Here is a 26895-nt window from a genome sequence, read left to right as displayed (position 1 = left end):
CGGCGGGGTGCCGTTGTCGTACCCGCCAGATACATTAACCGAACGATCGGTCGGGACAAGGGGGCCCGGGAGAATCCGCCCGCACCCCATCGGGGAGGATCACAGACATGACCGCAATCGAGCCGGAGCGCACCGTGTCCGTCGTCGGCGCGGGCACGATGGGCCAGGGGATCGCCCAGGTCGCCCTCGTCGCGGGCCACCCCGTGCGGCTGTACGACGCGGTGCCGGGCCGGGCCGGGGAGGCCACCTCGGCCGTCGCCGCGCGGCTGGACCGCCTGGTCGCCAAGGGCCGGCTGGCCGCCGGGGAGCGGGACGCGGCGCGGGAGCGGCTGCGCCCGGTCGCGGAGCTCGCCGGCCTCGCCGGATCGGCGCTGGTGATCGAGGCCGTCGTCGAGCGACTCGACGTCAAGCAGCGGCTGTTCACCGAGCTGGAGGCGGTCGTCGACGACGCCTGTCTGCTCGCGACCAACACCTCGTCCCTGCCGGTGACGGCCGTCGCCGGCCCGCTGCGCCGCCCCGGCCGCCTCGTGGGACTGCACTTCTTCAACCCCGCCCCGCTGCTGCCGCTGGTGGAGGTCGTCAGCGGCCACGCCACGGATCCGGTGGCCGCCGACCGCGCGTACGCGACCGCCGCGGCCTGGGGCAAGACGCCCGTGCGCTGCGCCGACACCCCGGGGTTCGTCGTCAACCGGGTGGCCCGGCCCTTCTACGCCGAGGCCTTCCGCGTCCTGGAGGAGCGCGCCGCCGACGCGGCCACGATCGACGCCGTGCTGCGCGGGAGCGGCGGCTTCGCGATGGGCCCCTTCGAGCTGACCGACCTCATCGGCCAGGACGTGAACGAGGCGGTCACCCGTTCGGTGTACGAGGCGTTCTTCCACAGCCCGAAGTTCACGCCGTCCCTCGCCCAGCGGCGGCTGGTCGAGGCGGGGCTGCTGGGGCGCAAGAGCGGGCGCGGCTGGTACGACCACGCGGAGGGCGCGGAGCGCCCGGAGCCGCGCACGGCCGCGCCGGAGAAGGCGCCCGGGTCCGTCGTCCTGCACGGCGAGCTGCCCCCGCCCGCGGCCGTCCTGCCCGGGCTGATCGAGGCGGCGGGCATCGGCGTCACCCGGGTCGGGCCCGGCCACGGCGACTGGGGACACCTCGTGCTGCCGGGCGGCGCCCGGCTGACGCTCACCGACGGCCGCGCGGCGGAGCACCCGAGGATCTGCTTCGACCTCGCCCTGGACTACCGCGGCTGCGAGCGCGTCGCCCTCGCCGCCTCGCCGGCCGCCTCCCCGGCCGACGTACGGGCCGCGACCGGCCTGTTCCAGGCCCTCGGCAAGCGCGTCAGCGTCGTCGACGACGTCCCCGGCATGATCGTCGCGCGGACCGTCGCCCTCCTCGTCGACCTCGCCGAGGACGCCGCCGGCCGTGGCGTGGCCTCGCGCGAGGACATCGACACCGCCATGCGCCTCGGCGTGAACTACCCGCGCGGGCCGCTGGAGTGGGGCCGGGAGCTCGACGTCGAATGGGTCCGCCGGTTCCTGCAGAACATGGAGTTCGAGTACCCCGGCGGCCGCTATGCCCCGTCCCAGCCGCTCCGCCGCCGTGCGGCCGTCAAGGAGAGCCTGCTTCAATCATGACCATGGCCAAGCGTGACACCTACACGCCAGAATCGCTGCTCGCGGTCGCCGTCGCGGTGTTCAACGAGCGGGGCTACGACGGCACGTCCATGGAGCACCTCTCCAAGGCGGCCGGGATCTCCAAGTCCTCGATCTACCACCACGTCAAGGGCAAGGAGGAGCTCCTCCGGCTGGCCATAAGCCGTGCCCTCGACGGGCTCTTCGCCGTGCTGGACGAGCCGGGTGCCACCGGCGGCCGTGCGGTGGACCGGCTCGAACACGTCACCCGGCGCACCGTCGAGGTGCTCATCGCCGAACTGCCCTATGTGACACTGCTGTTGCGCGTGCGGGGCAACACGGACACCGAGCGCTGGGCGATGGAGCGCCGCCGCGAGTTCGACCACCGCGTCGCGGACCTGCTCAAAGAGGCCGCGGCCGACGGCGACCTGCGCCCCGACGTGGACGTCCGGCTGGCCACGCGGCTGCTCTTCGGCATGATCAACTCGGTGGTGGAGTGGTACCGGCCGCAGCGCCGGGGCGCGGCCACCGCGCAGGAGGTGGCGGACGCGGTGATCCTCACGGCGTTCGCGGGCTTGCGGGGTCGCTGAGCCGCTCGGGCGATCGAGGGGGCGGGGTGGTCGGGGGCCGCGCCCTGCGCCCCTCCGTGTCCCGCGCCCTGCGCCCCGTGCGGCTGGGTGACCGGGCTGCCGGGCCGGGTCGGGCCGCTGGGCTGCCGGTGCTGTGGGGGCCGGCTCGCGCGGTGGCGTTGGCCCACGACGGGGTGGTCGGTCGGCGCCGGGGATGGCGGCGCGCGGTTGCGAGGTCCGGCGCGCAGGGAGGCGTTCCGTGCTCCCGGGGGCCGTCCCGCACCGTGAGGGCCGGTCCGCGCTGCGAAGGCCGTCCCTCGCCCCGAGGGTCGTCCGCCTTGCGGGGGTGCCCGCACCGCGGAGGCCGTCCCGGCCGGGCGGAAGCCGGAACGGGCCGCGAGGCCGCCGGGGCGTACGGCCGCCGGGGCGCGAGCGGCCTCGTCCGCCCCCGTCCACTTCCCTCCGCCCCCGTCCGGTCCGTCCGGTCCTCAGGCCGGGCCCTCCTTGGGGTCCCGGTCGTCGAGGTCCTGTTCCTCGAAGACCAGCAGGGTCCGGGTGCTCAGCACCTCCTCGATGGCCTGGATGCGGGTCAGCACCAGCTCCCGCAGCGCCCTGTTGTCCTTGGTGTGCACCAGCAGCAGAACGTCGAAGTCCCCGCTGACCAGGGCGATATGGGCCGCACCGGGCAGCGTGCGCAGCTTGTCGCGCACCGTCCGCCAGGAGTTCTGCACGATCTTCAGCGTGATGTAGGCCGACGCGCCCTGCCCGGCCCGCTCCTGGTCTATGCGGGCCCCGAAGCCGCGTATCACCCCGTCGTCGATGAGCCGGTTGACGCGCGCGTACGCGTTGGCGCGGGACACGTGGACGCGCTCGGCCACGGACCGTATCGAGGCCCGGCCGTCGGTCCGGAGCATGTGCAGGATCGAGCGGTCGATCTCGTCGAGCTGCCGTGCCGGTGCTCTGTGGCTCGAATTGGCTGAACTGGCCATCTGTTCGTCCTGCATACCGCCATGCCTCCCCTTCATGGACGCGCTGTTCATATCTCAGGCTGTGGAAAACCGTTTGTCCACAGGCTGAGGCCGCCTGTAGCCAAAATGCCCCGACGACCGAACAATCGGTAGGGAGAGCACAGGGTGCTTTCCGGTCATGCTCGTTCCCGAGGAGGTGCTCGTCATGACGGTCCTGGAGCAGCCCGGTTCGCACCGGCCGCCCCCGTCCCGGGCCTGGCGGCCCCGCACCGACCCCGTGCCGCTGCTGCCCGACGACGAGCCGTACCGGCTGCTGGGCACGCCCGCCGCCGACGCGCTCGACCCCGGGCTCCTGCGGCTGCTCTACGGGCACCTGGTGCGCGGCCGCCGCTACAACACCCAGGCCACCGCGCTGACCCGGCAGGGCCGGCTGGCGGTCTACCCCTCGTCCTCCGGCCAGGAGGCCTGCCAGGTCGCCGCCGCCCTCGCCCTGGAGGAGCGCGACTGGCTCTTCCCCAGCTACCGCGACACCCTCGCGGCCATCGCCCGCGGCCTCGACCCCGTCCAGGCCCTGACCCTGCTGCGCGGCGACTGGCACACCGGCTACGACCCCCGCGAGCACCGCGTGGCCCCCCTCAGCACCCCGCTGGCCACCCAACTCCCGCACGCCGTCGGCCTGGCGCACGCCGCCCGCCTCAAGGGAGACGACGTCGTCGCGCTCGCCATGGTCGGCGACGGCGGCACCAGCGAGGGCGACTTCCACGAGGCGCTCAACTTCGCCGCCGTCTGGAAGGCCCCGGTCGTCTTCCTCGTGCAGAACAACGGCTTCGCTATCTCCGTGCCCCTGGCCAAGCAGACCGCCGCGCCCTCCCTCGCGCACAAGGGCGTCGGCTACGGCATACCCGCCCGCCTGGTCGACGGCAACGACGCCCCCGCCGTCCACGAGGTCCTCGCCGAGGCCGTGCGCCGCGCCCGGTCCGGCGGCGGTCCCACCCTCGTCGAGGCCCTGACCTACCGCGTCGAGGCCCATACCAACGCCGACGACGCCACCCGCTACCGCACCGACGCCGAGGTCACCGCCTGGCGCGCCCACGACCCCGTCGAGCTGCTGGAGCGGGAGCTCACCCGGCGCGGGCTGCTGGAGGAGAAGGACGCCGCCGCGGAGCGCGAGGCCGCCGAGCGGATGGCGGCCGACCTGCGCGAGCGGATGAACGAGGACCCCGCGCTCGACCCCATGGAGCTGTTCGACCACGTCTACGCCCGGCGGACCGGACAACTGGCGAGGCAGGCCGAGCAGTTGAGGGACGAGCTGGCGGCCGCCGAGGAAGGAACGGACCGATGACCACCGCGGTCACCGTGACGGGCCGCAAGCCCGCCACTATGAGCCAGGCCCTCAACCGGGCGCTGCGCGACGCCATGGCCGACGATCCCGCCGTCCACGTCCTCGGTGAGGACGTCGGCACGCTGGGCGGCGTCTTCCGGATCACGGCCGGGCTGGCCCAGGAGTTCGGCGACGACCGCTGCACGGACACGCCGCTGGCCGAGGCGGGCATCCTCGGCACGGCCGTCGGCATGGCGATGTACGGGCTGCGGCCGGTCGTGGAGATGCAGTTCGACGCCTTCGGCTACCCGGCGCTGGAGCAGCTCTTCAGCCATGTGGCCAAGATGCGCAACCGCACCCGGGGCCGGCTCCCCATGCCGATCACCATCCGCATCCCCTTCGGCGGCGGGATCGGCGGCGTCGAGCACCACAGCGACTCCTCCGAGGCGCTCTACATGGCCACCCCGGGCCTGCACGTGGTCACCCCGGCCACCGTCGCCGACGCCTACGGGCTGCTGCGCGCCGCCATCGCCTCCGACGACCCGGTCGTCTTCCTGGAGCCCAAGCGGCTGTACTGGGCCAAGGCCGACTGGGAGCCCGACCGGCCCGAGGAGGTGCCGGGCATCGGCACCGCCGTCGTCCGCCGCCGCGGCACCTCCGCCACCCTCATCACCTACGGCCCCTCCGTGCCCGTCTGCCTGGAGGCCGCCGAGGCCGCCCGCGCCGAGGGATGGGACCTGGAGGTCGTCGACCTGCGCTCGCTGGTGCCGTTCGACGAGGAGACCGTCGTCGCGTCCGTGCGGCGCACCGGCCGGGCCGTGGTCGTCCACGAGGCCACCGGTTTCGGCGGGCCCGGCGGCGAGCTCGCCGCGACGGTCGCCGAGCGCTGCTTCCACCACCTGGAGGCCCCGGTGCTGCGGGTCACGGGCTTCGACGTCCCCTATCCGCCGCCGATGCTGGAGAAGCACCATCTGCCGGGCGTCGACCGGGTGCTGGACGCGGTCGCCCGGCTTCAATGGGAGTCCGAGTGGACGCAGGGGGTCGGCAACTGATGGCTGCTGTCAAGGAGTTCGCCCTGCCCGACCTCGGCGAGGGGCTCACCGAGGCACAGGTCGTCCGCTGGCTGGTCGAGGTCGGCGACGTGGTCGCCGTGGACCAGCCGGTGGTCGAGGTCGAGACCGCCAAGGCGATGGTGGAGGTGCCCTGCCCCTACGGGGGCGTGGTCACCGCGCGCTTCGGCGAGGAGGGCGCGGAACTGCCGGTGGGCGCCCCGCTGTTGACCGTGGCGGTGGGGGAGGACGAGGGGCCGTCCGCATCGTCCGCGCCGCTCGCCGAGGAGGGCTCCGGCAACGTCCTCGTCGGCTACGGCACCCAGGCCCCGGCCCCCCGCCGGGCCCGTGTGCGGCGGAGGCCGCAGCCGCCGCAGCCGGTGCCGCGCCCCGACGACGGGGCCCTCTGGTCGGACACGCCCGTCTCCGGCGGTCGGGTGCCCGTCAGGGCCCGGACGCGGGAGCACGCCGAAGGACTCGTCGGGGAACCGGTCAAGAATCCGGCCAAAAATTCCCCTCCCGCCACCGTGGCCGTGATCTCCCCGCTCGTGCGGCGGATCGCCCGCGAGCACGGCGTCGACCTGACCCGGGTGCACGGCAGCGGCCCCGAGGGGCTGATCCTGCGCGCCGACGTCGAACGGGCCGCGGCCGCCGCCGAGTCCGCACCCGCACCCATGGCCGTCCCCCCGGCCGCGGGCGAGCGCATCCCCCTGCGCGGGCTGCGCGGCGCCGTCGCCGAGAAGCTCGGCCGCAGCCGGCGCGAGATCCCGGACGCCAGCTGCTGGGTGGACGCCGACGCGACGGAGCTGCTCGCCGCGCGCCGGGCGATGAACGAGGGCCCCGGCCGGACGAAGGTCTCGCTGCTCGCCCTCCTCGCCCGGATCTGCACCGCCGCGCTCGCGGAGTTCCCCGAGCTCAACTCCGTGGTGGACACCGAGGCCCGGGAGATCGTGCTGCTGCCCGCCGTCCACCTCGGCTTTGCCGCGCAGACCCCGCGCGGGCTCGTGGTGCCCGTCGTCCGCGACGCGCACACCCGGGGCGCGGCCGACCTCTCGGCGGAGATCGCGCGGCTCACCGAGGCGGCCCGCGAGGGCCGGATCACCCCGGCGGAGCTGACCGGCGGCACCTTCACCCTCAACAACTACGGCGTCTTCGGCGTGGACGGCTCCGTCCCGATCATCAACCACCCCGAGGCGGCGATGCTCGGCGTCGGCCGGATCGCCCCCAAACCATGGGTGCATCAGGGCGAGTTGGCGGTGCGGCACGTCGTGCAGCTGTCCCTCGCCTTCGACCACCGGGTGTGCGACGGGGGAACGGCGGGCGGATTCCTGCGCTACGTCGCCGACTGCGTCGAGCGGCCCGCGGTGCTCCTGCGAACGCTGTGAACGACGGGGCCGGGAAGGCACGCATACTCGTCGGGTGACGGAAACGCAGTACGACGCGGTGATCCTGGCCGGCGGAGCCGCCCGGCGGCTGGGCGGGGCGGACAAGCCCGGGGTGCGGGTCGGTGCCCGTTCCCTGCTCGACCGGGTGCTCGGCGCGTGCGCCGGCGCGGCGACGACGGTGGTCGTCGGGCCGCGCCGGGCCACGGTCCGGCCCGTCGTCTGGGCGCGCGAACAGCCGCCCGGCGGCGGTCCGCTGGCCGCCCTCCACGCCGGGCTGCGGCACGCGACTGCGGAGACGGTGCTCGTGCTCTCGGCCGACCTGCCGTTCCTCGATCCGAAGGCCGTACAGGCGCTCGTCGCCGGTGCCGGTGCCGGTGCCGGTGCCGAGTCCGCGTTCGGATCCGGGGCCGGGCCCGGGGGCGGGGGCGCCGAGGGCGCCCTCCTCATCGACGCCGACGGGCGCGACCAGCCGCTCGTCGCCGCCTACCGGGCGGAGCCGCTCCGACGCGAGATCGCCCTGCTCGCCACGGAACACGGCACCCTCACCGGGCTTCCCCTGCGCCTGCTCACGGCCGAGCTGTCCCTCGCGCGCCTCCCGTACCACGAGGCATCCTTCGACTGCGACACCTGGCAGGACATCGGCGCGGCCCGCGCGCGCATCAGGGACGATAGGGCCGTGCTGGATGAATGGATCGCCGCGGTCAAGGCCGAACTCGGCATAGAACTCGATGTCAACAGGGCCGAACTCCTCGACCTGGCCCGCGACGCCGCGCACGGCGTGGCCCGCCCCGCCGCCCCCCTGACGACCTTCCTCGTCGGCTACGCGGCCGCGCTGCGCGGCGGCGGCCCCGAGGAGGTCGCCCGCGCCGCCCGCCAGGCGGCGGCGCTGGCCGCGCGCTGGGCGGAGGAGGACGGCGACGCCTCCGGGGCACCCGCATGAGCCCCCGCGACGGCGACGCGGACGCGGCGGCCCTCGACCGCGCCACGGACGAGGCGCTGGCCATCCTCGCGGGCGACCATGGAACTCCCGGCCGGGCCGTGGGGCCGGTGGACGGGGGGTACCTCCCGTTCGAGGACCCCTTCGCGGAGGAGCCGGGCCCGGCGCCGGTGTCCGGTGTTTCACGTGAAACCGCCCCGCTGGACGTCCCGTTCGAGGGCGTGAGCTTCTACGACCACCGGGGCGCGCCGGGCGGCGACCCCGTGCCGGACTCCGTGCCCCGGGCCCGGGACCGGGGCGACGGCCCCACCGACGGCCTCACCGAGATCTGGCGGACGGTCCGCGACGTCTCCGGCGGGCAGGGCGCGCCCCGCCGCGACCGGCAGCGGGCCGAGCGGCAGCCGGCCGACCGGCGCCCCGCCCGCCCCCGTGACGCCGACGGGACCGCCCCCCACCGCCCCGCCCCCTCCAGAGGCGGGAGCGACGGTGACGGCAAGGGCCCCCGTCACACCTCCTGGGCCACCGCCGGCAGCATCGCCGCCGGTGCGGCCGAGCCCCTGCCCGCCGTCGACCGCCCCCTCGGCGACGTGCTCGGCCGGACCCTCGCCGTTCCCCTCACCGCGCTCACCGACCTGCCGTCGTTCGACACCGCCGCCATGGACGGCTGGGCCGTCGCCGGCCCCGGGCCCTGGCGCCTGCCCGCCGACGAAACCGGCATCGTCGCAGGTCATGGCGGGACCGAGCCGCTGCGCGACGGCCACGCCGTACCGATCGCCACCGGCGCCCGGGTACCGCCCGGGGCGACCGCGGTGATCCGCAGCGAGCACGGCGACGTGTCCGACGAGGGCGAGCTGCACGCCACCCGCCGGGTCGGCCAGGGCCAGGACATCCGCCCGCGCGGCCAGGAGTGCGGCCGGGGCGACGAACTGCTGCCCGGCGGCAGCCTGATCACCCCCGCCGTGCTCGGCCTGGCCGCGGCCGCCGGGTACGACGAGCTGACGGTCACCGCCCGCCCCCGCGTCGAGGTCCTCGTCCTCGGCGACGAACTCGTCCACGAGGGCCTGCCCCACGACGGCCGGATCCGTGACGCCCTCGGCCCGATGCTCGGCCCCTGGCTGCGCGCGCTCGGCGCCGAGGACGCGGGAACGACCCGCCTGGGCGACGACGCCGACGCCCTGTACGACGCCCTCGCCGCCTCCGACGCCGACCTGGTGATCACCACCGGCGGCACCGCCTCCGGCCCCCGTGACCACCTCCATCCCGCCCTCGACCGGATCGAGGCCGAACTGCTGGTGGACGGGGTGGCGGTCCGCCCCGGCCACCCGATGCTGCTCGCCCGCCTGGCCCCGGGCCGCCACCTCGTCGGCCTCCCGGGGAACCCCCTCGCCGCCGTCGCCGGTCTGCTCACCCTCGCCGAGCCGCTGCTGCGCACCCTCTCCGCCCGGACCGCCCCCGCCCTCCGCCGCGCCGTCCTCTCCGGCCCCGTCCCCAGCCACCCGACCGACACCCGTCTCGTCCCGGTCGTCCTGCGGGGCGGCGACGGCGCCCGGCCGCTGCGCTTCCACGGCCCGGCGATGCTGCGCGGCCTGGCCGCGGCCGACGCGATCGCGGTGATCCCCCCGGGCGGCAACACCCCGCGCGGCCAGGTCGCGCTCCTCGACCTCCCGTGGACGGCGACAGGGGGCGGCCCGATCGGCTGAGCCGGTGCTCAAAGGCCTGGCTGCTGACGGAACTTGATGCTGGGTCACCGTCGGCTGCGGCCCCCTGGAATCCCCTGCCCGATGACCGGGACGCGCCGCGACACCTCGATGGGATGCGACCGCCCCACGACGTACACGTTCCCGTCCTCGAACTCGAGCCGCGCACGGGCGGGGAAGACGCAGCGCACGTCCTTGACCCGGTGCGGGATGCCGCCGACGGAGACCACGTCGCCGACCCGGACGCCGTCCCCCGCCACGGTGACGAGGGAGAGGCGATGGCGGGCGGCGGTCCGGAGACGCTGGTGCGGATTCTGCATCGGTCAACTCCCTTGTGTGGCCCTGAACGGCCCTGAACTGCCCTGGATGGCGCGGAACATACTGCTATTCGCGAACAGCGGACAGGTAGGTTTCGGAGGCAGGGTCACCCGATCGGGCTCACGCCCCGTCGGAGGCGCAGTAAGGTCGGGGAACCGCGACCCGGGCAGGAGGCCGCCGTGAGCCGTAGCGAGTGGACCAGCACATCAGTCCCCTACCTGGCCCCGCGCGAGAGGGGACAGCGCGACGCGTGGAGCGAGGAGGCCGCCGCGCAGGGGCGGCGGGGGACGCAACGTGTCGTAGAGGCGGGGGAGACACTCCCGCCGCCCCGGGTGGGCGAGTTGCTCCAGGTGCCGGACGACCAGCCCGTCGTCGTCCGCCGCAGGATCATCTCCCTGGACGACCGGCCGACGGAACTGACCGACACCTACTACCCGTTGGCCATCGCCCGGGGCACGGCCCTCGCCGGGACGGCCAGGATCCCCGGCGGCGCCGTGACCCTGCTCGCCCGGCTCGGGCACGTCGGCCGGCGGGTCGTGGAGGAGGTCCGTGCGCGGATGCCCGATGCCGAGGAGCGTCAAGCACTGGCCATGGACGACGGGGAACCGGTCCTGCACCTGACCCGGGTCACGTTCGACGGCGACGACCGGCCCCTCCAGGTGGACGTCATGACGATGCCGGCGGGACTCCGGCACCTCCGCTACGACCTCGGGATCGGCTGACCGTGCCGGACACACGCCCGCTCCACGAGCGCATCGCGGCCGACCTGCGGGACGAGATCATGTCGGGCGACCTGCCGCCGGGCGGCAACGTGCCCTCCACCCTGCGGCTCAAGAACCGCTTCCACGTCTCCAACGCGACGGTGCAGAAGGCACTCCAGGTGCTCAAGGCCGAAGGGCTCGTCGTCGGACGCCCGGGCTCCGGGGTCACGGTGCGCGAGCACCGGCAGCGGACGATGCATCCGGCGTCCTATCTGGCGCCGGCCGCCCCGGGACAGCCGTACCGCTGGATCACGGAGGCCGAACGGCGCGGCGTACGGGCCCGCAGCCGCCTCCTGGACGTCGCCGAGGTGCGCCCGCCGGCGGACGTCGCCGCCGCGCTGAACCTTGCCGGGGATGGCACCGCGCTGTTGCGTTCCCAGATCCTGCTCTTCGACGACGAACCCGTCGAACTGGTCAAGTCCTACTACCCCCTTGACATCGCCGACGGCACCCCGATGACCCAACACCGCAGGATCCGCGGCGGCACCCCCACCCTCCTCGCGGAACTGGGCTACCCGCCCCGCCACAGCGTGGACCAGGTCTCGGCGCGCGTGCCCACGCAGGAGCAGTACACGGCCCTGGCCATGCCCAGCGACCTTCCCGTGCTGCGGACGTTCCGCGTGGTCTACACGGACGGTGAACGCCCCATCGAGGCCTCGGTGATGGCGAAGGCGGGGCATCTGTACGAGCTGCAGTACGACATCCCTCTATGAGGTGAATACCTCAAGTGACAGTTGCCCGGAGCTTGAGCTTCGGGATTCGGGGGCCGAGATCCGAGCGCTCCCTAAAGGAATGGTGGGTTGCTAAACCCACCCACCAACCCGCCCCGCGCACGTGCCCAAGCGCGCGTGTACCACGGGGAGTTCGCGATGAGTGGCTGGTTTGCGACGTGCTGTCGCAAGGCCCTAGCGTGCGCAGCAACAAGACGACCCCGGTCCGGTGCTAGCACCACCGGCCGGGGTCTCACCGACGAGGTCGTGGAGCCGATCCCGTGGCTGACGCCTACCCTAGTCCTGAGTCCCTTCCCGCGCACACTCCTCGTATGGCCCGCTCCGGCTTCGGGAAGCGCAATGCGCCCGGCCAAGAGCCCCGGCGGGGCGACGACTTCGTCCATCTGCGGCCGCGGGAAGCGTCGATCGCCGCCTTCATCGACCGGCTTCCCGAGGGCGCGGCAGTGGACGGCAAGTCGCTGGCGGCCCAGTTGCCCGACTACGGGCAGGCCGCCTGCCTGACGGCGCTGCGGCGGCTCGCCGAGGCCGGTCATCTGCGACGGTTCCAGGTCACCGTCAAGAGTGAGGACGGCAGCTCGCGTTGGGTGACGCGGACCTTCTTCTCCCGGACGCCTCGCGATGACTCCTGGTGGGAGGCGGTGCGGAGGGGTGATGTTCCCGTGGACGAGGGCAGTTCGTCCGCCACCGGTGGACCGGTCGGCGATCGGGCCTGTGCTCCGGACGACTCCCCGGCGTCTTGTACCGAGGTGGTGCCCGCTCCGGTAGCCGGAGACGTCGCCCGGCGGCCCCGCTCCCGCGCCTACGGGCTGCTGGCCTCCCTCGGGCTCGCCGATCCCCGTATGACCCTGTCCGCCGCCGACTGCGCCGCCCTCGCGCCGCTCGTCGAGCCGTGGTTCGAACGCGGCGTCACGGACGGCGAATTCGTCCGGATCATGACGGCGGGGCTGCCGCCCGAGGTGCTGTACGCGGCCGGGTTCACGCGGCGTCGGCTGTGGGAGAAGCTCCCTCCGGAAGTGCGGGAGCACACCGCTCCCAGGCGGCCGCACATGCTTCTGGAGTGCGTCGTCTGTCGCGCTCCCGGCACGGCGGAGGCCCTCACCGCCGGTATCTGCGGCGCTTGCCGGGGCGAGACGCCGCCCCGGCCCGACCCCTGCCGGACTCTGGCCGATGACGTCCGCGTCCGCGTCGATCGGCTACGAGCCATCAACCGTCAACGCGAAAGGAAGGCACACGCATGACCGTCGTACACGACGCCCCGCCCGACATCGGGGCACCATTGAAGGGAGGAGGCGATCACATGACCCCGACCCCCGCCGAGCGTTCCCTGATCTCCGTCGAGGAGTTCGAGGAACTGGCCCGCACGGCGCCCGAGACCGTGCGTCTGGAATTCATCAACGAAAGGATCGAGGTCAAGCCGGTGCCGGACGGGGACCACCGTGAAATCATCATGTGGCTTCAGGACGCGTGCAGGGAGCAGCGACCCGATGTGCGGTTGTACGCGGAAGCCGGCCTGAAGATCGAGGGCTATCGCAAGGGGCGTGCGATCACCGATGCGGCTCTTGCTCCGCGCAAGCACTTCGCCGGGCACGGTGAGTGGTCGGACCCCGAGGGCGTTCTGATGGTGGTGGAGGTGACCTCGGACGACACGGATACCAACCGGCGTGACCGGATGGAAAAGCCGAGCGGATACGCTGCGGCCGGCATTCCGGTCTACCTCCTGATCGACCGCGACCGCGCCATGGTCACCGTCTACTCCGAGCCCAAGGACGGCGAGTACCTCAGCATCCTGTCCCGGCCGTACGGGGAGTCCGTGCAGCTTCCCGACCCGGTCGGGTTCACCCTGGACACCGAGGAGTTGAAGGACTTCGCCGACTGAGCGCCTACTCGGCAGGCGTCGCCGCCGGTGCCTGCCGGATCGTGATCACGCGGTCCGTGAGGTGGAGGGACTGGGCCTCCGCGTCCGTGTAGTTGAGCAGGCGGTGACCGCGGACAACGGCCACGACGAGGTCGGCGCAGTCGCGCGGGGAGCGGCCCGCCTCCGACTTGGTGACCGGGCGTTCGACGACGTCCAGGCCTTGGCCGTAGGTCAGCAGGTCCTCCAGGACGTCGCCCACGTACGGACTGACCATCGACATGCCGAGCATGCGGCCCGCCGAACTGGAGCTGGTGACCACCGTGTTGGCGCCGCTCTGGCGGAGCAGCGGGACGTTCTCGTCCTCGCGGACGGCGACGACGATCGTGGCGTGCTTGTTGAGCTGGCGGGCGGTGAGGGTGACCAGGGCGGCCGTGTCGTCGCGCTGGGTGGTGACGACGATCCTGGCGGCGCTCTGGAGCTCGGCGCGGCGCAGGGTCTCGGAGCGGGTCGCGTCGCCGAGGACGCCCACGAGGCCGTCGACCGCCGCCGCGTCGACCGCCTTCTTCTGCGGGTCCACGACGACGATCTTCTCCTTCGGCAGCCCCTGGCCGATGAGCGTCTCGATCGTGTGCCGGCCCTTGGTGCCGTACCCGATGACGACGGTGTGGTCCCGCATCCGCGATCTCCAACGATGAATGCGCACCTGCTGGCGCGTCCGTTCGGTCAGCACTTCCAGCGTGGTGCCGACCAGAATGATCAGGAACAGCACGCGCAGCGGCGTGACGACGAGGATGTTCGTCAGCCGGGCGCCCGCGCCCACCGGGGTGATGTCGCCGTATCCGGTGGTGGAGAGGGTGACGGTCGCGTAGTACGCGGCGTCGAGGAAGCCCAGCGGGCCGCCCGCGTTGTCGTGGTAGCCGTCCCGGTCCAGATAGACGACGAGGGTGGTGAGCCCGAGGACCGTCAGGGCCATCAGCAGGCGGCGCAGCACCTGCCGCAGCGGGGCGGTGACGTGCTGGACCGGCAGTATCACCGAGCGCCCGGCCTCCGCGTCCTCCGCGTCGGCGCGGGTGCGGCGCCAGAGCGAACGGAGCAGCATCCGGCGGCTGTTCCTCAGGCGGCTGCGGGCGCTCTCCGGGCGGCCCGGTCCGTCGGTCGGTGAAGTCGGCACGGGTCCATGATCCCGTATCCCGGCGAATTGTCCGGCGGCGTGTACCCGCCGTGTCCGCCGCTGTGTCAGGTGCGGTGTCCGACCCCGGGAGTAGCCTCGCGGCATGCATGCGATCACCATCCCCACACCCGGCGGACCCGACGCGCTCGTCTGGGCCGAGGTACCCGATCCCGTGCCCGGCGGGGGAGAGGTGCTGGTCGAGGTCGCCGCGACCGCCGTCAACCGCGCGGATCTGATGCAGAGCAAGGGCCTCTATCCCCCGCCGCCCGGCGCCTCCCCGTACCTCGGCCTGGAGTGCTCCGGCCGGATCGCCGCCCTCGGCCCGGGGGTGAGCGGCTGGGCGGTCGGCGACGAGGTGTGCGCGCTGCTGGCGGGCGGCGGGTACGCGGAGAAGGCCGTCGTCCCCGTCGGCCAGCTGCTGCCCGTCCCGGAGGGGCTGGACACGGTGTCGGCCGCGGCCCTGCCCGAGGTCACCGCGACGGTCTGGTCGAACGTCTTCATGCTCGCCCACCTGCGCCCCGGCGAGACGCTGCTGGTGCACGGCGGCGGCAGCGGCATCGGCACGATGGCCGTCCAGCTGGCCAAGGCGGTCGGCGCGCGCGTGGCGGTCACCGCGGGCGGCGCGGAGAAGCTGGAGCGCTGCCGCGAGCTGGGCGCGGACATCCTCATCGACTACCGCGAGCAGGACTTCGTCGAGGAGCTGCGCAAGGTCACCGGCGGCGCGGGCGCCGACGTGATCCTCGACATCATGGGCGCCAAGTACCTGGAGCGGAACGTGGACGCCCTCGCCGTCAACGGCCGGCTGGCCGTCATCGGCCTCCAGGGCGGCCGCAAGGCCGAACTCGACCTCGGCAAGCTGCTGTCCAAGCGCGCCGCGGTGATGGCGACGACGCTGCGCTCGCGGCCGCTCGCGGAGAAGGCGGCGATCGTCGCGGCGGTGCGCGAGCACGTGTGGCCGCTGGTCTCGGGCGGTCGGGTGCGCCCGGTCGTGGACCGGAGGATGCCGCTGCGGGACGCGGCCGCCGCGCACCGGATCCTGGAGGAGAGCGCGCACGTGGGGAAGGTGCTGCTCACCACGGGCGCGGCAGGCTGAGTCACCCGGACGGCGGCCGCCCCGCTGCCGCCGTCCGGTCCCCGTGTGACGGTGGAGGGGTGATCGCCGGAACCCGCCCGGCCGCATTCGCCGGGCTGACGCTGGCGGCCGTCCTCGCCCTGGCGCCGGGTGCGGTGGCGGCCGGGTCCGGGCCGTCCGGGCCCCTGCCCCGCCCGCCGGGCCCGTCCGCCGCCCCCGACCCCGGGCGGCTCGCCGGGACGGTCGCGGGCCAGGGGCGCGCCCACCCCGGCCGTGCCCCGGAGCCCTCGCGGGCGCCCGTGGAGTACCCGGACGAGGAGCGGCCGCCGGCGCCCGTGGACGAGGAGCGGTCCGAACCGGGACTGCCGGAGGCCCTCGATGAGGCGGCCGGGACGCCCGTACCGGAGGCGTCCCCGTCCCCCACCCGCTCGCCCACGCCGTCCTCGCCCGCGCCGCCCCCCGTGCCCGTGCGGGCCGAGGGCGGGGCGACCGCGCAGGGCAGCACGTCCGCCCCGCCCCCGGAACCTGTGATGCGCGTCCTCCCGCTCGGCACCGGGCTGACGCTCACCGGCCTCGGCATCGGCTTCCTCGGCCTGCGTCTGCGCCGTCGCTGAAAGCCGTCGCTGAAAGCCGGGACGGTTCTGCGCCCCTGCGCCGGTGGATCAGCCGCATACAGGGGCATCACCTGGGGGAAATCACCTGTGCGAGAGAATGGCGGCATGGATATGCCGAGGAACGAACGGTCGCAGGAGAGCCCGCACGTCCTGGTCGTAGGCCCGGACGGCATGGCTCTCGGCAGCGCTGGCCCCGGCGGCGGGGCCGGTGACGACGAGTCGCGTGAGGTGCCTGTGACGGAGCAGGTCGAACAGCCCGCGAAGGTCATGCGCATCGGCAGCATGATCAAGCAGCTGCTGGAGGAGGTACGGGCGGCTCCTCTCGACGAGGCCAGCCGTGTCCGGCTCAAGGAGATCCACCACAGCTCCGTCAAGGAGCTGGAGGACGGGCTCGCCCCCGAGCTCGTGGAGGAGCTGGAGCGCCTCTCGCTCCCGTTCACCGACGACACCATCCCCACCGAGGCCGAACTGCGCATCGCGCAGGCCCAGTTGGTCGGCTGGCTGGAGGGGTTGTTCCACGGCATCCAGACGGCGCTGTTCGCCCAGCAGATGGCGGCCCGCGCCCAGCTGGAACAGATGCGCCGCGCCCTCCCGGCGGGCATCGGCGAGGACGACCACGAGGACGGCCACCCGCAGCACGGGGCGCGCTCGGGTCCGTACCTGTAACGCATACGGCGAAGGGCCGGAAGTCCACCGGGACTTCCGGCCCTTCGCCATGTCCGCCGGCAGGGGGCCGTCGTCAGGAGGCGGGGTCGCCCGTGGAGACCGTGACCACGATCGTGGTGTTCTTGGGGTCGAACGCGTCGCCCGGCTGCGGGCTCTGCTGCATCACCGTGCCCTTGCCCCAGGTGTTCTCGTCCTGCTTGTCCACGCGGTACTTCCAACCCGCGCCCTGGAGGCAGGACTTCACCGAGTCGATGGAGACCCAGCGGAGGTCGGGCATGTTCTTCTTGGTCTTGTCGAGGAAGCTGTCGCGCGCGTTGGTGCACCGCTCGGCCTCGACGACCCGGGTCTTGTCGCCGTCCTTGTGCTTGTTCTCGTTGGCGGTGCTGCCGCCGCCCGTACCGCCCGTACCGCCCGTACCGCCCGTACCGCCCGCCGGGGACGCGGTCTGCGCCGTCTTCTGCTCGTCGGCCTGCGTCTTCGAACCGTCGTCGGACGAACCGCTCTTGAGGACGACGACCGCGACCACGGCGATGACGGCCAGGGCGGCGACGACCGCCGAGCCGATGATGACCGGCTTGTTCCCCTTGCCGCCGGAAGGAGCGGGCGGCGCCTGGTACGGGGGCGGCGTGGAGTACGCGGGGGCCGGGGGCTGGTAGGACCCGTAGGGCTGTTGCTGGGGCTGCTGGGGCTGCTGGGGCTGCTGCGGCTGGTACGGGGTCTGGACGGACTGGATGCCCGGGCCCGGGACCGCCTGCTGGTCCACCGGCGGGAAGACCGCCGAGGAGACGCCCGCCCCGCTGCGCGGTGCCGGCGCGTCGCCGCTGATCATCGGCGAGGACGCGGAGTGCACCGTGGAGGCCACGCGGGCGCACTCGTCGCGCATCGCGGCGGCGGACGGGAAGCGCTCGTTCGGGTTCTTCTTCAGCGCGCGGGCGACCAGCGCGTCCACCGCCGGAGGGATCGAGCGGTTGATCGTGGAGGGCGCGACCGGCTCCTCCTGGACGTGCGCGTACGCGATGGCCAGCGGCGAGTCCGCGTCGAAGGGCAGCCGCCCGGTCAGCAGCTCGAAGAGCATGATGCCGACCGAATACAGGTCGGAGCGCTCGTCCACCCCGCGTCCCAGCGCCTGTTCGGGCGAGAGGTACTGCGGGGTGCCGACGACCATGCCGGTCTGGGTCATCGACGTGACGCCGGACTGCATGGCGCGGGCGATGCCGAAGTCCATGACCTTGACCACATCACGCTTGGTCATCATCACGTTGCCCGGCTTGATGTCCCGGTGGACCAGGCCCGCCTCGTGGCTGACCTCCAGCGCCGCCAGCACATCGGCCGTGATCTTCAGCGCCTTCGCGGCGGGCATCGCGCCGTACTGCTTCACATCCGCGTCGAGCACGGAGCGCAGCGGCTTGCCCTCGACGTACTCCATGACGATGTACGGCATCGTCGAGCCGTCGAGCGCGTCCTCGCCGGTGTCGAAGACCGAGACGATGTTGGTGTGCGTGAGCTTGGCCACGGCCTGCGCCTCGCGGCGGAAGCGCTCGCGGAAGGACGACTCGCGGCCCAGTTCCGTGTGCAGGGTCTTGATCGCCACCTGGCGGTCCAGCACCGAGTCGTAGGCGAGGTGCACGGAGGCCATGCCGCCCTCGCCGAGCAGGTCGCGCAGCTGGTAGCGGCCGCCGCCGACGGCCCGTCCCGCGTACCGGCCCTGTGCGCCGTCCTGGCTCATGCTGTTGTTTCCCCCATCGCCGAGCCGAATCGGGGCCCCGGCTCAAAGGTCTGATCCGGCCAGATCCATCCGGCCGGACACGTATCCCGGCCAAGTGTGCCGTAGGGCGGGGGCACGTCAAGCCACGTGCCCGTTCCGTGACCGGATGCGCGACAAGCCGTCACGGAATTTGCCTTGCGCGGCCCGCTGCGGGTTTGATTGCCGGTCCATCCCCGACCGGTGCGCATCCCGGAACCTGTAGCGTGCCTAGCGGAAGAACTGCATTGCTTCGTATTGCCCCGAGGTACTGCCCCGGGCTCTGCGTGAGCACTGCCCCAAGGTTCAGGCCCCCACGCGAGCGGCCAGACACGACGGCGAGGACTGATGGCACAGACGCAGAGCGCCCAGGGTCCGTCCGACCCTGACGCCACCGGGGGCGGAATGCCCGATGTGCCGGAAATGTGGGGTAATGGCGGCATGGTCGGCGACGGCCGCTACCGCCTCACCCACCGGCTCGGCCGCGGCGGCATGGCGGAGGTCTTCGCCGCCGAGGACGTACGCCTCGGCCGCACGGTCGCGGTCAAGCTGCTCCGTGCCGACCTCGCCGAGGACCCGGTCTCCAAGGCCCGCTTCACCCGCGAGGCACAGTCCGTCGCCGGGCTGAACCACCACGCGGTCGTGGCCGTCTACGACTCCGGCGAGGACATCAACGGCCACAGCACCGTGCCGTACATCGTCATGGAGCTGGTTGAAGGCCGTACCATCCGCGACCTGTTGCTCAACGCCGAGGCCCCGCCGCCCGAGCAGGCGCTGATCATCGTCTCGGGCGTGCTGGACGCGCTGGCCTACAGCCACCAGCACGGCATCGTGCACCGCGACATCAAGCCCGCCAACGTCATCATCACCAACAACGGTGCCGTCAAGGTCATGGACTTCGGCATCGCCCGCGCCCTGCACGGCGCGCAGTCCACCATGACCCAGACCGGCATGGTCATGGGCACCCCGCAGTACCTCTCGCCCGAACAGGCCCTCGGCAAGACCGTGGACGCCCGCTCGGACCTCTACGCCACCGGCTGCCTGCTCTACGAACTCCTGGCGCTGCGCCCGCCGTTCACCGGCGAGACGCCGCTCTCCGTGGTGTACCAGCACGTCCAGGACAACCCGATCCCGCCGTCGACGGTGCTGAGCAGCGTCCCGCCGGAGCTCGACGGGCTCGTCATGCGCTCGCTGGCCAAGGACCCGGACGACCGGTTCCAGAGCGCCGAGGAGATGCGCGGGCTGGTCCAGTACAGCCTCCAGATGCTGCACGACGCGGGCGGCCACACCGGCGCCTGGGACACCGGCCCGGTCGCGGCGGCCACCGCGGCCACGCAGATGCTGGGCGCGGCGGGCGTGGGCATGGGCCAGACCACGGCCATGCCGCACCCGCAGCACGGCGACACCTCCCCGCAGCGGATCCTTCCGCAGGGCATCGGCGGCGGTGGCGACGACGACTACGAGCCGGGCGGGCGCGGCCGGGGCGGCGGCAGCAGCAAGCTGTGGATCTTCATCGCGGTGGTGATCGTGGCGACGGTCGCCGTGGCGGCGTACGTGATGCTGCCGCATAACAAGCAGAACGAGGGCGACACCAAGAAGGACAAGCAGACCGTCGCGCCCTCCACCCCCGGCTCCCCCGACGCCTCCTCCGCGACCCCGAAGGACAAGGAGTCCCACTCCGTCCCCGAGCGGAACGGCACGACGGGCGACAACTCCGGCGACGAGGGCGACTATTCGGGCAACACCCGGCACCGCGGCCGCCAGTCGCAGGAGCCGAGCAACGAGCCGTCCAACGAGCCGAGCAAGGACCCCACCACCAACCCGACCGACGACGGCAAGCCCGGCACCAACCAGGGTCAGACGACGCAGGGCCAGACGACGCAGGGGCAGACGACCCAGGGGCAGACGACTCAGGGTCAGACATCCCAGGGCCAGACCAGCCAGGGTCAGACCAGCCAGGGTCAGACGTCCCAGGGTCAGACGACGCAGGGTCAGACGTCCCAGGGCCAGACCAGCCAGGGGCAGGCGGCTCAGGGTCAGACGACCCAGGGCCACACCACCCCCTGAACTCCCCGTCCCCCAACGGACGTCAGTCCGTGAACGCCGCGCGTACCTCGTCGTACGCGCGCGTCCACCACACCGCCAACGCCGCCGACGCCGGGAAACCGGGGTCGGCGCGGTGGTCTCCGAGCTGGTAGCGCCAGCGCAGCATCCAGAAGTCGTTGAGCCGCTCCCACCACACCCGGTGCACCGCCGCCGCCAGTTCGGCGGGGGCGGCGCCCGTGCTGCCCCGGTAGGCCCGTGCGTAGGGCCGTATCTTCGTGAAGTCCAGCGTCCCGTCGGGCCGCAGGAAGAAGATCACGGCCGCCCGGACGGCCTCCTCGGCGCGCGGCCGGACGCCCAGCCGGTCCCAGTCGATGATCGCGGCGGGCTCGGCGCCCCGGTAGAGCAGGTTGAGCGGGTGGAAGTCGCCGTGCACCCAGCCCCGGGCGGGCGTCGCGGCCGCCGGCGGGCGGCGGTGGGCGTGCTGCTCCAGCAGGGCGCGGCGCTCGACGAGACGGTGCTCGGCGAGTTCGTCGAAGGCGTCGCGGGGCCGGCGGCGGGCCAGGACCAGAAGCTCCTCGATGAGCGCGTAGGTGTCCTCGGGGTCGGCCGCGGCGTCGGGGGCGGGGGAACGGGCGGGGGAACGGCCCGTGGCGGCCTCCTGGGGGCCCTGGGGAGCGTCCTCCGGGCTCTCGCCCTCCATGACCGTCTCCAGGCTGACGTGCACCCGTCCCAGCAGCGCCCCCAGCCGCCGGGACTGGGTCTCGGTCAGCTCGCCCCCGTCGCGGTGCCGGCCCTCGACCCAGGGGTGCAGGGCGTAGCAGCGGCCGCCGAGGACGGCGACGGTGGACCCGTCGTCGTCGGCGACGGGCGGGGCGACCGGCAGTCCGAGCGCGCCCAGCCGGAGGGTGGCGGCGTGCTGGCGGGCGATGGCGTCCCGGTCGCCGTCGAGATGGTGCTTGAGGAAGAAGCGGCCGCGGCTGGTGGAGAGCCGGTAACCCCGGTTCAGCAGGCCCTCGGTGAGCGGTTCGCAGGAGACGGGCTCGCCCGCCTGGTGGTAGCGGCGCAGCAGGGTGCGCAGGGCGCCGTCGGGGGGTGGGGCGTGGGGCGGTGCGTGGTGGACAACTGAGCGCGGCACGCCCCAAATGTTAGTTCACGAAGCGTGCGCGGCGGCCCGTGCGGGTACGCCTTCGAGGTGGTGCAGGGTGATGAACTGCGGTTCTATGCACAGGTATTCGGGGATGAAGGGCCCGTTGTCGGCCGTGCGGGGGGCCGGGCCGAAGCGCGGGAGTTCGGCCGGGTCGGGGACGAAGGTACGGGCGGTTCCCATGAGTTGGATGTGCCAGACGTTTTCGTCGCCCTCCTCCCGGCCGCCGAAGTTGTCGGCGTTGTAGGCGACGACCGAGCCGTCGCAGGCGCGTCCGTAGCCGTAGCCGCCGTGCAGCCGGATCAGGATCTTGCCGTCGGAGACGATGTGCCGGGTGGTGATGACGAACGGGAGCGCGCGCATGGTCACGGAGAGCCGCCCGTAGGGGGCGCGGTCGAGCAGTTCGAACGCTCGGTACTCGTCTGAAGGCATGCGCCTTACTCTGCACCGTTACCCACGGTGCACGTAGAGCCACCCGCCCCGTCGCGCCCGGGACGTTGGTCCCTAAACGGACGGATCCCCGGACCGGAAACGGACGGATCCACGGACGGATCCCCGGACCGGCCGGCGTCAGCGCTTCTCGGCCTGGAGCCGGGCGACGTACGCCGCGGCCTGGGAGCGGCGCTCCATGCCCAGCTTGGACAGCAGGCTGGAGACGTAGTTCTTGATGGTCTTCTCGGCGAGGTGCAGCCGCTCGCCGATCACGCGGTTGGTCAGGCCCTCCCCGATCAGGTCCAGGATGCGGCGCTCCTGGTCGGTGAGGGAGGCGAGCCGGTCGTCGCCCTTGGGGTCCTTGCCGTCGCGCAGCCGCTCCAGCACCCGGGCGGTCGCGACCGGATCGAGCAGGGACTTTCCGGCGGCGACGTCGCGCACGGCGGAGAGCAGTTCATTGCCGCGAATGGCCTTCAGCACATAACCCGAGGCCCCGGCCATGATCGCGTCGAAAAGCGCCTCGTCGTCGGCGAAGGAGGTGAGCATCAGGCATTTGATGCCCTCGTCCTGGGCGCGGATCTCACGGCATACTTCGACTCCACTACCATCCGGAAGGCGAACGTCCAGTACGGCGACATCGGGCCGGGTGGCGGGAATGCGCACGAGAGCGTCGGCCGCGGTGCCGGCTTCGCCCACCACCTCGATGTCCTCCTCCACGGAGAGCATCTCGTGGACGCCGCGCCGTACCACCTCGTGGTCGTCAAGCAGAAATACCGTGATTTTTCCTTGTTCGCGCACAGTGTCAGTCTCACACATCGAGTCTTCCCCTGCTCTTGTCCTCCGGGATAACGTGCGGTCGTTCCGGCGGTAACTCCGCTCGCGCGGAGGAGGCTCGCAAGGCTCTGACCAGTGCTGCTGCGGCCCTTTCTCGATTTACTTGGAAATCCAAGCAAAATCGCAGGTCAGAGAGGGTTTCGCAGGAATGCCGGGTACTGGGTAACGTGCCTATTGCAGGCCATTCGCCGGGGCGCCTGTCGCGTCCGGTTCGGCCTCGGCACACCCACCCCGTGTGCCGTCGGGAAGCGGGCGAGCACCCCCAGCCCCACGGCGGGGGGACCCCCTACGGCCACCGGCGACCCCGGGGGCCGACAGACGGAGGAGCACACGTGACCGTGGACAGCCCCGCCGCGCGCAAGCCGCGCGGCGGCAAACGCGCCGGCGTGAAGAAGCCGGCCGGCGGGCCGGACCAGCCGGAGCTCGTACAGCTGCTGACGCCCGAGGGCGAGCGGGTCGAGCACCCCGACTACGCCATCGACGTGACGCCCGAGGAACTGCGCGGCCTGTACCGCGACATGGTGCTGACCCGCCGCTTCGACGGCGAGGCCACCACCCTCCAGCGCCAGGGCGAACTGGGCCTGTGGGCCTCCCTGCTGGGCCAGGAGGCCGCGCAGATCGGCTCCGGCCGGGCCACCCGCGCCGACGACTACGTCTTCCCGACCTACCGCGAGCACGGCGTCGCCTGGTGCCGCGGGGTGGACCCGACCAACCTCCTCGGGATGTTCCGCGGCGTCAACCACGGTGGCTGGGACCCCAACGAGAACAACTTCCACCTGTACACGATCGTCATCGGCTCGCAGGCGCTGCACGCCACCGGCTACGCGATGGGCGTCGCCAAGGACGGCGCCGACTCCGCCGTCATCGCCTACTTCGGCGACGGCGCCTCCAGCCAGGGCGACGTGGCCGAGGCGTTCACCTTCGCCGCGGTCTACAACGCCCCCGTGGTGTTCTTCTGCCAGAACAACCAGTGGGCCATCTCCGAGCCCACCGAGAAGCAGACCCGCGTCCCGCTCTACCGCCGCGCCCAGGGCTACGGCTTCCCCGGCGTCCGCGTCGACGGCAACGACGTCCTGGCCTGCCTCGCGGTCACCAAGGCCGCCCTGGAGCGCGCCCGCACCGGCCAGGGCCCCATGCTCGTCGAGGCGTTCACCTACCGGATGGGCGCCCACACCACCTCCGACGACCCGACGAAGTACCGCCGGGACGAGGAGCGGGAGGCCTGGGAGGCCAAGGACCCGATCCTGCGCCTGCGCCGTCACCTGGAGCGCGAGGGGTACGCCGACGAGGAGTTCTTCGCCGCGCTGGAGGCCGAGAGCGACGCCCTCGCCAAGCGCGTCCGCGACCGGGTCCGCACCATGCCGGACCCCGAGGACACGGCGATCTTCGAGAACATCTACGCCGACGGCCACGCCCTGGTCGACGAGGAGCGCGCACAGTTCGCCGCCTACCAGGCGCAGTTCGCGGACGAGGAGAGCAACTGATGGCCACCGAGAAGCTGTCGATCGTCAAGGCCATCAACGCCTCGCTGCGCACGGCGCTGGAGTCCGACCCCAAGGTCCTGGTGATGGGCGAGGACGTCGGCAAGCTCGGCGGCGTCTTCCGGGTCACCGACGGCCTGCAGAAGGACTTCGGCGAGGACCGCGTCATCGACACCCCGCTCGCCGAGTCCGGCATCGTCGGCACCGCGATCGGCCTGGCGCTGCGCGGCTACCGGCCGGTGGTGGAGATCCAGTTCGACGGGTTCGTCTTCCCCGCGTACGACCAGATCGTCACCCAGCTCGCCAAGATGCACGCCCGCGCGCTCGGCAAGATCAAGCTGCCGGTCGTCATCCGCATCCCCTACGGCGGGGCCATCGGCGCCGTCGAGCACCACAGCGAGTCCCCCGAGTCGCTCTTCGCGCACGTCGCGGGCCTGAAGGTGGTCAGCCCGGCCAACGCCTCCGACGCGTACTGGATGCTCCAGCAGGCGATCCAGAGCGACGACCCGGTCATCTACTTCGAGCCCAAGCGGCGCTACCACGACCGCTCCGAGGTCGACACGGACGCCGCCACGGCCGCCCCGGGCCCGCTGCACACCGCCCGTACGGTGCGCGCCGGCACGGACCTGACGCTGGCCGCGTACGGGCCCATGGTCAAGACCTGTCTGGAGGCCGCCGCGGCGGCCGAGGAGGAGGGCAGGTCGCTGGAGGTCCTGGACCTCCGGTCGATCTCGCCGGTCGACTTCGACGCGATCCAGGCGTCCGTCGAGCGCACCCGCCGGCTCGTCGTGGTCCACGAGGCCCCGGTCTTCTTCGGCTCCGGCGCCGAGATCGCGGCCCGGATCACCGAGCGCTGCTTCTACCACCTGGAGGCCCCCGTCCTGCGGGTCGGCGGCTACCACGCCCCCTACCCGCCGTCGCGGCTGGAGGACGAGTACCTTCCGGGACTGGACCGGGTACTCGACGCCGTAGACCGCTCGCTTGCGTACTGAGGGCTGAGGAGAGTCGTGACGATGACTGCGAGTACGGAGCGCTTCCGCGAGTTCAGGATGCCCGACGTGGGCGAGGGGCTCACCGAGGCCGAGATCCTCAAGTGGTACGTGGCCGTCGGGGACACCGTCTCCGACGGGCAGGTGGTCTGCGAGGTCGAGACCGCCAAGGCGGCCGTGGAGCTGCCGATCCCCTTCGACGGCGTGGTGCACGAGCTGCGCTTCGGGGAGGGGACGACGGTCGACGTCGGTACGCCGATCATCTCCGTCGACACCACGCCGGGCGCGGGCCCGGCGGAGCCGGAGGCCGCTCCGGCGGCTCCCGAGCCGGAGGCCGAGCCCCAGGGCCGCCAGGCCGTCCTGGTCGGGTACGGCGCGGCGCCGTCCTCCACCAAGCGCCGGGCGCGCAAGGCCCCGGCGGAGTCCGCGCCGAAGGCGGCGTACGCGGCGGCCGTCCAGGCCGAGTTGAACGGTCATGCCGCCCCGGCCCCGGCCCCGGTGGCGCCCGCCGCCCCCGCACCGGCCGTCGTCGGCCCCGCCGGTGCCGGCGCGGAGCGCCCCCTGGCCAAGCCGCCGGTCCGCAAGCTGGCCAAGGACCTGGGCATCGACCTGGGCGCCGTGACCCCCACCGGGCCCGGCGGGGTCGTCACCCGTGACGACGTGCACGCCGCCGCCCAGGCGGTCGCCGAGCCGGCCGCTCCGGCTGTCCGGCCTGTCCAGGCCGTTCCGGCCGGGGCCGCCGCCAGTGCCGGGGAGACCCGCGCCGGGGAGACCCGCATCCCCGTCAAGGGCGTCCGCAAGGCCACCGCGCAGGCCATGGTGGCCAGCGCCTTCACCGCGCCGCACGTCACGGAGTTCATCACCGTCGACGTGACCCGCACGATGAAGCTCGTCCAGAAGCTGAAGGCCGACCCGGACATGGCCGGGCTGCGGGTCAACCCGTTGCTGATCGTGGCCAAGGCGCTGCTGGTCGCGATCCGGCGGAACCCGGACGTCAACGCGGCCTGGGACGAGGAGAATCAGGAGATCGTCCGCAAGGACTACGTCAACCTCGGCATCGCCGCCGCGACGCCGCGCGGCCTGATCGTCCCCAACATCAAGGACGCCCAGGCCAAGACGCTCCCGGAGCTCTCGAAGGCGCTCGCCGACCTGGTGAGCACGGCGCGGGAGGGGAGGACGAGCCCGGCGGACATGTCCGGCGGCACGGTGACGATCACCAACGTCGGCGTCTTCGGCGTGGACACCGGCACGCCCATCCTCAACCCGGGCGAGTCCGCGATCCTGGCCGTCGGAGCGATCAAGCTCCAGCCGTGGGTGCACAAGGGCGAGGTCAAGCCGCGGCACGTCACGACGCTGGCGCTGTCGTTCGACCACCGGCTGGTGGACGGCGAGCTCGGGTCGAAGGTGCTGGCGGACACGGCGGCGGTGCTGGAGCAGCCGAAGCGGCTGCTGACCTGGGGGTAGCCGGTCTGTGCAACGCGGCTGCGCCGCGTTC

Annotated in this window: 25 protein-coding genes; 18 read left to right on the top strand and 7 right to left on the bottom strand. The window is 73.0% G+C overall.

Annotation, left to right across the window (positions count from 1 at the left end):
* The first annotated feature begins 107 nt into the window (after positions 1–107).
* Positions 108–1622 carry a 3-hydroxyacyl-CoA dehydrogenase gene (locus AB8735_RS19250; protein ID WP_372408596.1) on the top strand — a complete coding sequence of 505 codons (1515 nt, stop codon included), beginning with the start codon at positions 108–110 and terminating at the stop codon, positions 1620–1622.
* Positions 1619–2209: a TetR/AcrR family transcriptional regulator gene (locus tag AB8735_RS19245; protein WP_344028531.1), complete on the top strand. Its 591-nt coding sequence runs from the start codon at positions 1619–1621 to the stop codon at positions 2207–2209. Before AB8735_RS19250 ends, AB8735_RS19245 begins: the two co-directional genes overlap by 4 nt.
* 467 nt (positions 2210–2676) lie before the next feature.
* On the opposite strand, the gene AB8735_RS19240 is transcribed toward AB8735_RS19245, so the two are convergent.
* Complete coding sequence (locus tag AB8735_RS19240; protein WP_344028528.1) at positions 2677–3192, bottom strand: Lrp/AsnC family transcriptional regulator; 516 nt, start codon at positions 3190–3192, stop codon at positions 2677–2679.
* Positions 3193–3361: 169 nt separating this feature from the next.
* Between AB8735_RS19240 and pdhA (AB8735_RS19235) the strand changes: the two genes are divergently transcribed.
* The 5 genes from pdhA (AB8735_RS19235) to AB8735_RS19215 are packed head-to-tail and all read left to right on the top strand — an operon-like array spanning position 3362 to position 9548.
* Complete coding sequence (gene pdhA, locus AB8735_RS19235) at positions 3362–4498, top strand: pyruvate dehydrogenase (acetyl-transferring) E1 component subunit alpha (protein WP_344029025.1); 1137 nt, start codon at positions 3362–3364, stop codon at positions 4496–4498.
* Positions 4495–5529 carry an alpha-ketoacid dehydrogenase subunit beta gene (locus tag AB8735_RS19230; protein ID WP_344028525.1) on the top strand — a complete coding sequence of 345 codons (1035 nt, stop codon included), beginning with the start codon at positions 4495–4497 and terminating at the stop codon, positions 5527–5529. Before pdhA (AB8735_RS19235) ends, AB8735_RS19230 begins: the two co-directional genes overlap by 4 nt.
* Complete coding sequence (locus tag AB8735_RS19225; RefSeq protein WP_372408595.1) at positions 5529–6911, top strand: dihydrolipoamide acetyltransferase family protein; 1383 nt, start codon at positions 5529–5531, stop codon at positions 6909–6911. The genes AB8735_RS19230 and AB8735_RS19225 overlap by 1 nt, the downstream gene beginning before the upstream one ends.
* Before the next feature lie 34 nt (positions 6912–6945).
* A complete protein-coding gene (locus AB8735_RS19220) occupies positions 6946–7851 on the top strand; it encodes a DUF6457 domain-containing protein (protein WP_372408594.1) in 906 nt (301 codons plus the stop codon).
* Complete coding sequence (locus AB8735_RS19215; RefSeq protein ID WP_372408593.1) at positions 7848–9548, top strand: molybdopterin molybdotransferase MoeA; 1701 nt, start codon at positions 7848–7850, stop codon at positions 9546–9548. The genes AB8735_RS19220 and AB8735_RS19215 overlap by 4 nt, the downstream gene beginning before the upstream one ends.
* A gap of 44 nt (positions 9549–9592) precedes the next feature.
* Here the strand turns inward: AB8735_RS19215 and AB8735_RS19210 are convergent, their stop codons facing one another.
* Positions 9593–9865: a hypothetical protein gene (locus tag AB8735_RS19210; protein ID WP_344028512.1), complete on the bottom strand. Its 273-nt coding sequence runs from the start codon at positions 9863–9865 to the stop codon at positions 9593–9595.
* Between the two features lie 177 nt (positions 9866–10042).
* On the opposite strand from AB8735_RS19210, the gene AB8735_RS19205 reads away from it, so the two are divergent.
* The 4 genes from AB8735_RS19205 to AB8735_RS19190 all read left to right on the top strand — a co-directional run bounded on the left by AB8735_RS19205 (position 10043) and on the right by AB8735_RS19190 (position 13231).
* Complete coding sequence (locus tag AB8735_RS19205; RefSeq protein WP_344028510.1) at positions 10043–10585, top strand: UTRA domain-containing protein; 543 nt, start codon at positions 10043–10045, stop codon at positions 10583–10585.
* Complete coding sequence (locus AB8735_RS19200; protein ID WP_372411875.1) at positions 10582–11337, top strand: GntR family transcriptional regulator; 756 nt, start codon at positions 10582–10584, stop codon at positions 11335–11337. The genes AB8735_RS19205 and AB8735_RS19200 overlap by 4 nt, the downstream gene beginning before the upstream one ends.
* Positions 11338–11666: 329 nt before the next feature.
* Positions 11667–12593, top strand: coding sequence for a hypothetical protein (locus AB8735_RS19195; RefSeq protein ID WP_372408592.1), 927 nt, complete (start codon positions 11667–11669; stop codon positions 12591–12593).
* Positions 12594–12652: 59 nt separating this feature from the next.
* Entirely contained in the window at positions 12653–13231 is a 579-nt protein-coding gene (locus AB8735_RS19190; RefSeq protein WP_372408591.1) for a Uma2 family endonuclease, read from the top strand.
* A gap of 4 nt (positions 13232–13235) precedes the next feature.
* On the opposite strand, the gene AB8735_RS19185 is transcribed toward AB8735_RS19190, so the two are convergent.
* Complete coding sequence (locus AB8735_RS19185) at positions 13236–14309, bottom strand: potassium channel family protein (RefSeq protein ID WP_344029021.1); 1074 nt, start codon at positions 14307–14309, stop codon at positions 13236–13238.
* A gap of 175 nt (positions 14310–14484) precedes the next feature.
* On the opposite strand from AB8735_RS19185, the gene AB8735_RS19180 reads away from it, so the two are divergent.
* From AB8735_RS19180 to AB8735_RS19170, 3 genes are all read left to right on the top strand, one after another.
* Entirely contained in the window at positions 14485–15474 is a 990-nt protein-coding gene (locus tag AB8735_RS19180; protein ID WP_372408590.1) for an NAD(P)H-quinone oxidoreductase, read from the top strand.
* Between the two features lie 59 nt (positions 15475–15533).
* Complete coding sequence (locus AB8735_RS19175) at positions 15534–16067, top strand: hypothetical protein (RefSeq protein WP_372408589.1); 534 nt, start codon at positions 15534–15536, stop codon at positions 16065–16067.
* Between the two features lie 105 nt (positions 16068–16172).
* Positions 16173–16733, top strand: coding sequence for a bacterial proteasome activator family protein (locus AB8735_RS19170; RefSeq protein ID WP_344028493.1), 561 nt, complete (start codon positions 16173–16175; stop codon positions 16731–16733).
* A gap of 73 nt (positions 16734–16806) precedes the next feature.
* On the opposite strand, the gene AB8735_RS19165 is transcribed toward AB8735_RS19170, so the two are convergent.
* On the bottom strand, positions 16807–18459 hold the full coding sequence (locus tag AB8735_RS19165; protein ID WP_372408588.1) for a protein kinase: 1653 nt from the start codon (positions 18457–18459) through the stop codon (positions 16807–16809).
* Between the two features lie 363 nt (positions 18460–18822).
* Between AB8735_RS19165 and AB8735_RS19160 the strand changes: the two genes are divergently transcribed.
* On the top strand, positions 18823–20541 hold the full coding sequence (locus AB8735_RS19160; protein WP_372408587.1) for a protein kinase: 1719 nt from the start codon (positions 18823–18825) through the stop codon (positions 20539–20541).
* Between the two features lie 22 nt (positions 20542–20563).
* Here AB8735_RS19160 and AB8735_RS19155 read toward each other — a convergent pair whose 3' ends face one another.
* The 3 genes from AB8735_RS19155 to AB8735_RS19145 all read right to left on the bottom strand — a co-directional run bounded on the left by AB8735_RS19155 (position 20564) and on the right by AB8735_RS19145 (position 22894).
* Positions 20564–21655 carry a phosphotransferase gene (locus AB8735_RS19155; protein ID WP_372408586.1) on the bottom strand — a complete coding sequence of 364 codons (1092 nt, stop codon included), beginning with the start codon at positions 21653–21655 and terminating at the stop codon, positions 20564–20566.
* A 15-nt stretch (positions 21656–21670) separates the two neighbouring features.
* Positions 21671–22096: a pyridoxamine 5'-phosphate oxidase family protein gene (locus AB8735_RS19150; RefSeq protein ID WP_344028484.1), complete on the bottom strand. Its 426-nt coding sequence runs from the start codon at positions 22094–22096 to the stop codon at positions 21671–21673.
* Positions 22097–22234: 138 nt separating this feature from the next.
* Positions 22235–22894, bottom strand: coding sequence for a response regulator transcription factor (locus AB8735_RS19145; RefSeq protein ID WP_049719122.1), 660 nt, complete (start codon positions 22892–22894; stop codon positions 22235–22237).
* A gap of 368 nt (positions 22895–23262) precedes the next feature.
* On the opposite strand from AB8735_RS19145, the gene pdhA (AB8735_RS19140) reads away from it, so the two are divergent.
* Genes pdhA (AB8735_RS19140) through AB8735_RS19130 form a run of 3 tightly spaced genes read left to right on the top strand, consistent with a single transcriptional unit; the run spans position 23263 to position 26864 of the window.
* Positions 23263–24414 (top strand): pyruvate dehydrogenase (acetyl-transferring) E1 component subunit alpha, encoded by a 1152-nt coding sequence (pdhA, locus tag AB8735_RS19140; protein WP_372408585.1) that lies wholly within the window; start codon positions 23263–23265, stop codon positions 24412–24414.
* Entirely contained in the window at positions 24414–25403 is a 990-nt protein-coding gene (locus tag AB8735_RS19135) for an alpha-ketoacid dehydrogenase subunit beta (RefSeq protein ID WP_344028477.1), read from the top strand. The genes pdhA (AB8735_RS19140) and AB8735_RS19135 overlap by 1 nt, the downstream gene beginning before the upstream one ends.
* A gap of 21 nt (positions 25404–25424) precedes the next feature.
* Positions 25425–26864, top strand: coding sequence for a dihydrolipoamide acetyltransferase family protein (locus tag AB8735_RS19130; protein WP_372408584.1), 1440 nt, complete (start codon positions 25425–25427; stop codon positions 26862–26864).
* Positions 26865–26895: the final 31 nt, after the last annotated feature.

Origin of the sequence: Streptomyces luteireticuli, assembly GCF_041519305.1 — a bacterium.
GTDB lineage: Bacteria > Actinomycetota > Actinomycetes > Streptomycetales > Streptomycetaceae > Streptomyces > Streptomyces luteireticuli.
This window is presented reverse-complemented; position numbering and strand designations above follow the sequence as displayed.

Bases quoted from the DNA above. Each gene is read 5' to 3' on its own strand.
- AB8735_RS19250 (WP_372408596.1), top strand. From the start codon at position 108: ATGACCGCAATCGAGCCGGAGCGCACCGTGTCCGTCGTCGGCGCGGGC.
- AB8735_RS19245 (WP_344028531.1), top strand. From the start codon at position 1,619: ATGACCATGGCCAAGCGTGACACCTACACGCCAGAATCGCTGCTCGCG.
- AB8735_RS19240 (WP_344028528.1), bottom strand. From the start codon at position 3,192: ATGCAGGACGAACAGATGGCCAGTTCAGCCAATTCGAGCCACAGAGCA.
- pdhA (WP_344029025.1), top strand. From the start codon at position 3,362: ATGACGGTCCTGGAGCAGCCCGGTTCGCACCGGCCGCCCCCGTCCCGG.
- AB8735_RS19230 (WP_344028525.1), top strand. From the start codon at position 4,495: ATGACCACCGCGGTCACCGTGACGGGCCGCAAGCCCGCCACTATGAGC.
- AB8735_RS19225 (WP_372408595.1), top strand. From the start codon at position 5,529: ATGGCTGCTGTCAAGGAGTTCGCCCTGCCCGACCTCGGCGAGGGGCTC.
- AB8735_RS19215 (WP_372408593.1), top strand. From the start codon at position 7,848: ATGAGCCCCCGCGACGGCGACGCGGACGCGGCGGCCCTCGACCGCGCC.
- AB8735_RS19210 (WP_344028512.1), bottom strand. From the start codon at position 9,865: ATGCAGAATCCGCACCAGCGTCTCCGGACCGCCGCCCGCCATCGCCTC.
- AB8735_RS19195 (WP_372408592.1), top strand. From the start codon at position 11,667: ATGGCCCGCTCCGGCTTCGGGAAGCGCAATGCGCCCGGCCAAGAGCCC.
- AB8735_RS19190 (WP_372408591.1), top strand. From the start codon at position 12,653: ATGACCCCGACCCCCGCCGAGCGTTCCCTGATCTCCGTCGAGGAGTTC.
- AB8735_RS19185 (WP_344029021.1), bottom strand. From the start codon at position 14,309: ATGCTGCTCCGTTCGCTCTGGCGCCGCACCCGCGCCGACGCGGAGGAC.
- AB8735_RS19180 (WP_372408590.1), top strand. From the start codon at position 14,485: ATGCATGCGATCACCATCCCCACACCCGGCGGACCCGACGCGCTCGTC.
- AB8735_RS19170 (WP_344028493.1), top strand. From the start codon at position 16,173: ATGGATATGCCGAGGAACGAACGGTCGCAGGAGAGCCCGCACGTCCTG.
- AB8735_RS19165 (WP_372408588.1), bottom strand. From the start codon at position 18,459: ATGAGCCAGGACGGCGCACAGGGCCGGTACGCGGGACGGGCCGTCGGC.
- AB8735_RS19160 (WP_372408587.1), top strand. From the start codon at position 18,823: ATGGCACAGACGCAGAGCGCCCAGGGTCCGTCCGACCCTGACGCCACC.
- AB8735_RS19150 (WP_344028484.1), bottom strand. From the start codon at position 22,096: ATGCCTTCAGACGAGTACCGAGCGTTCGAACTGCTCGACCGCGCCCCC.
- AB8735_RS19135 (WP_344028477.1), top strand. From the start codon at position 24,414: ATGGCCACCGAGAAGCTGTCGATCGTCAAGGCCATCAACGCCTCGCTG.
- AB8735_RS19130 (WP_372408584.1), top strand. From the start codon at position 25,425: ATGACTGCGAGTACGGAGCGCTTCCGCGAGTTCAGGATGCCCGACGTG.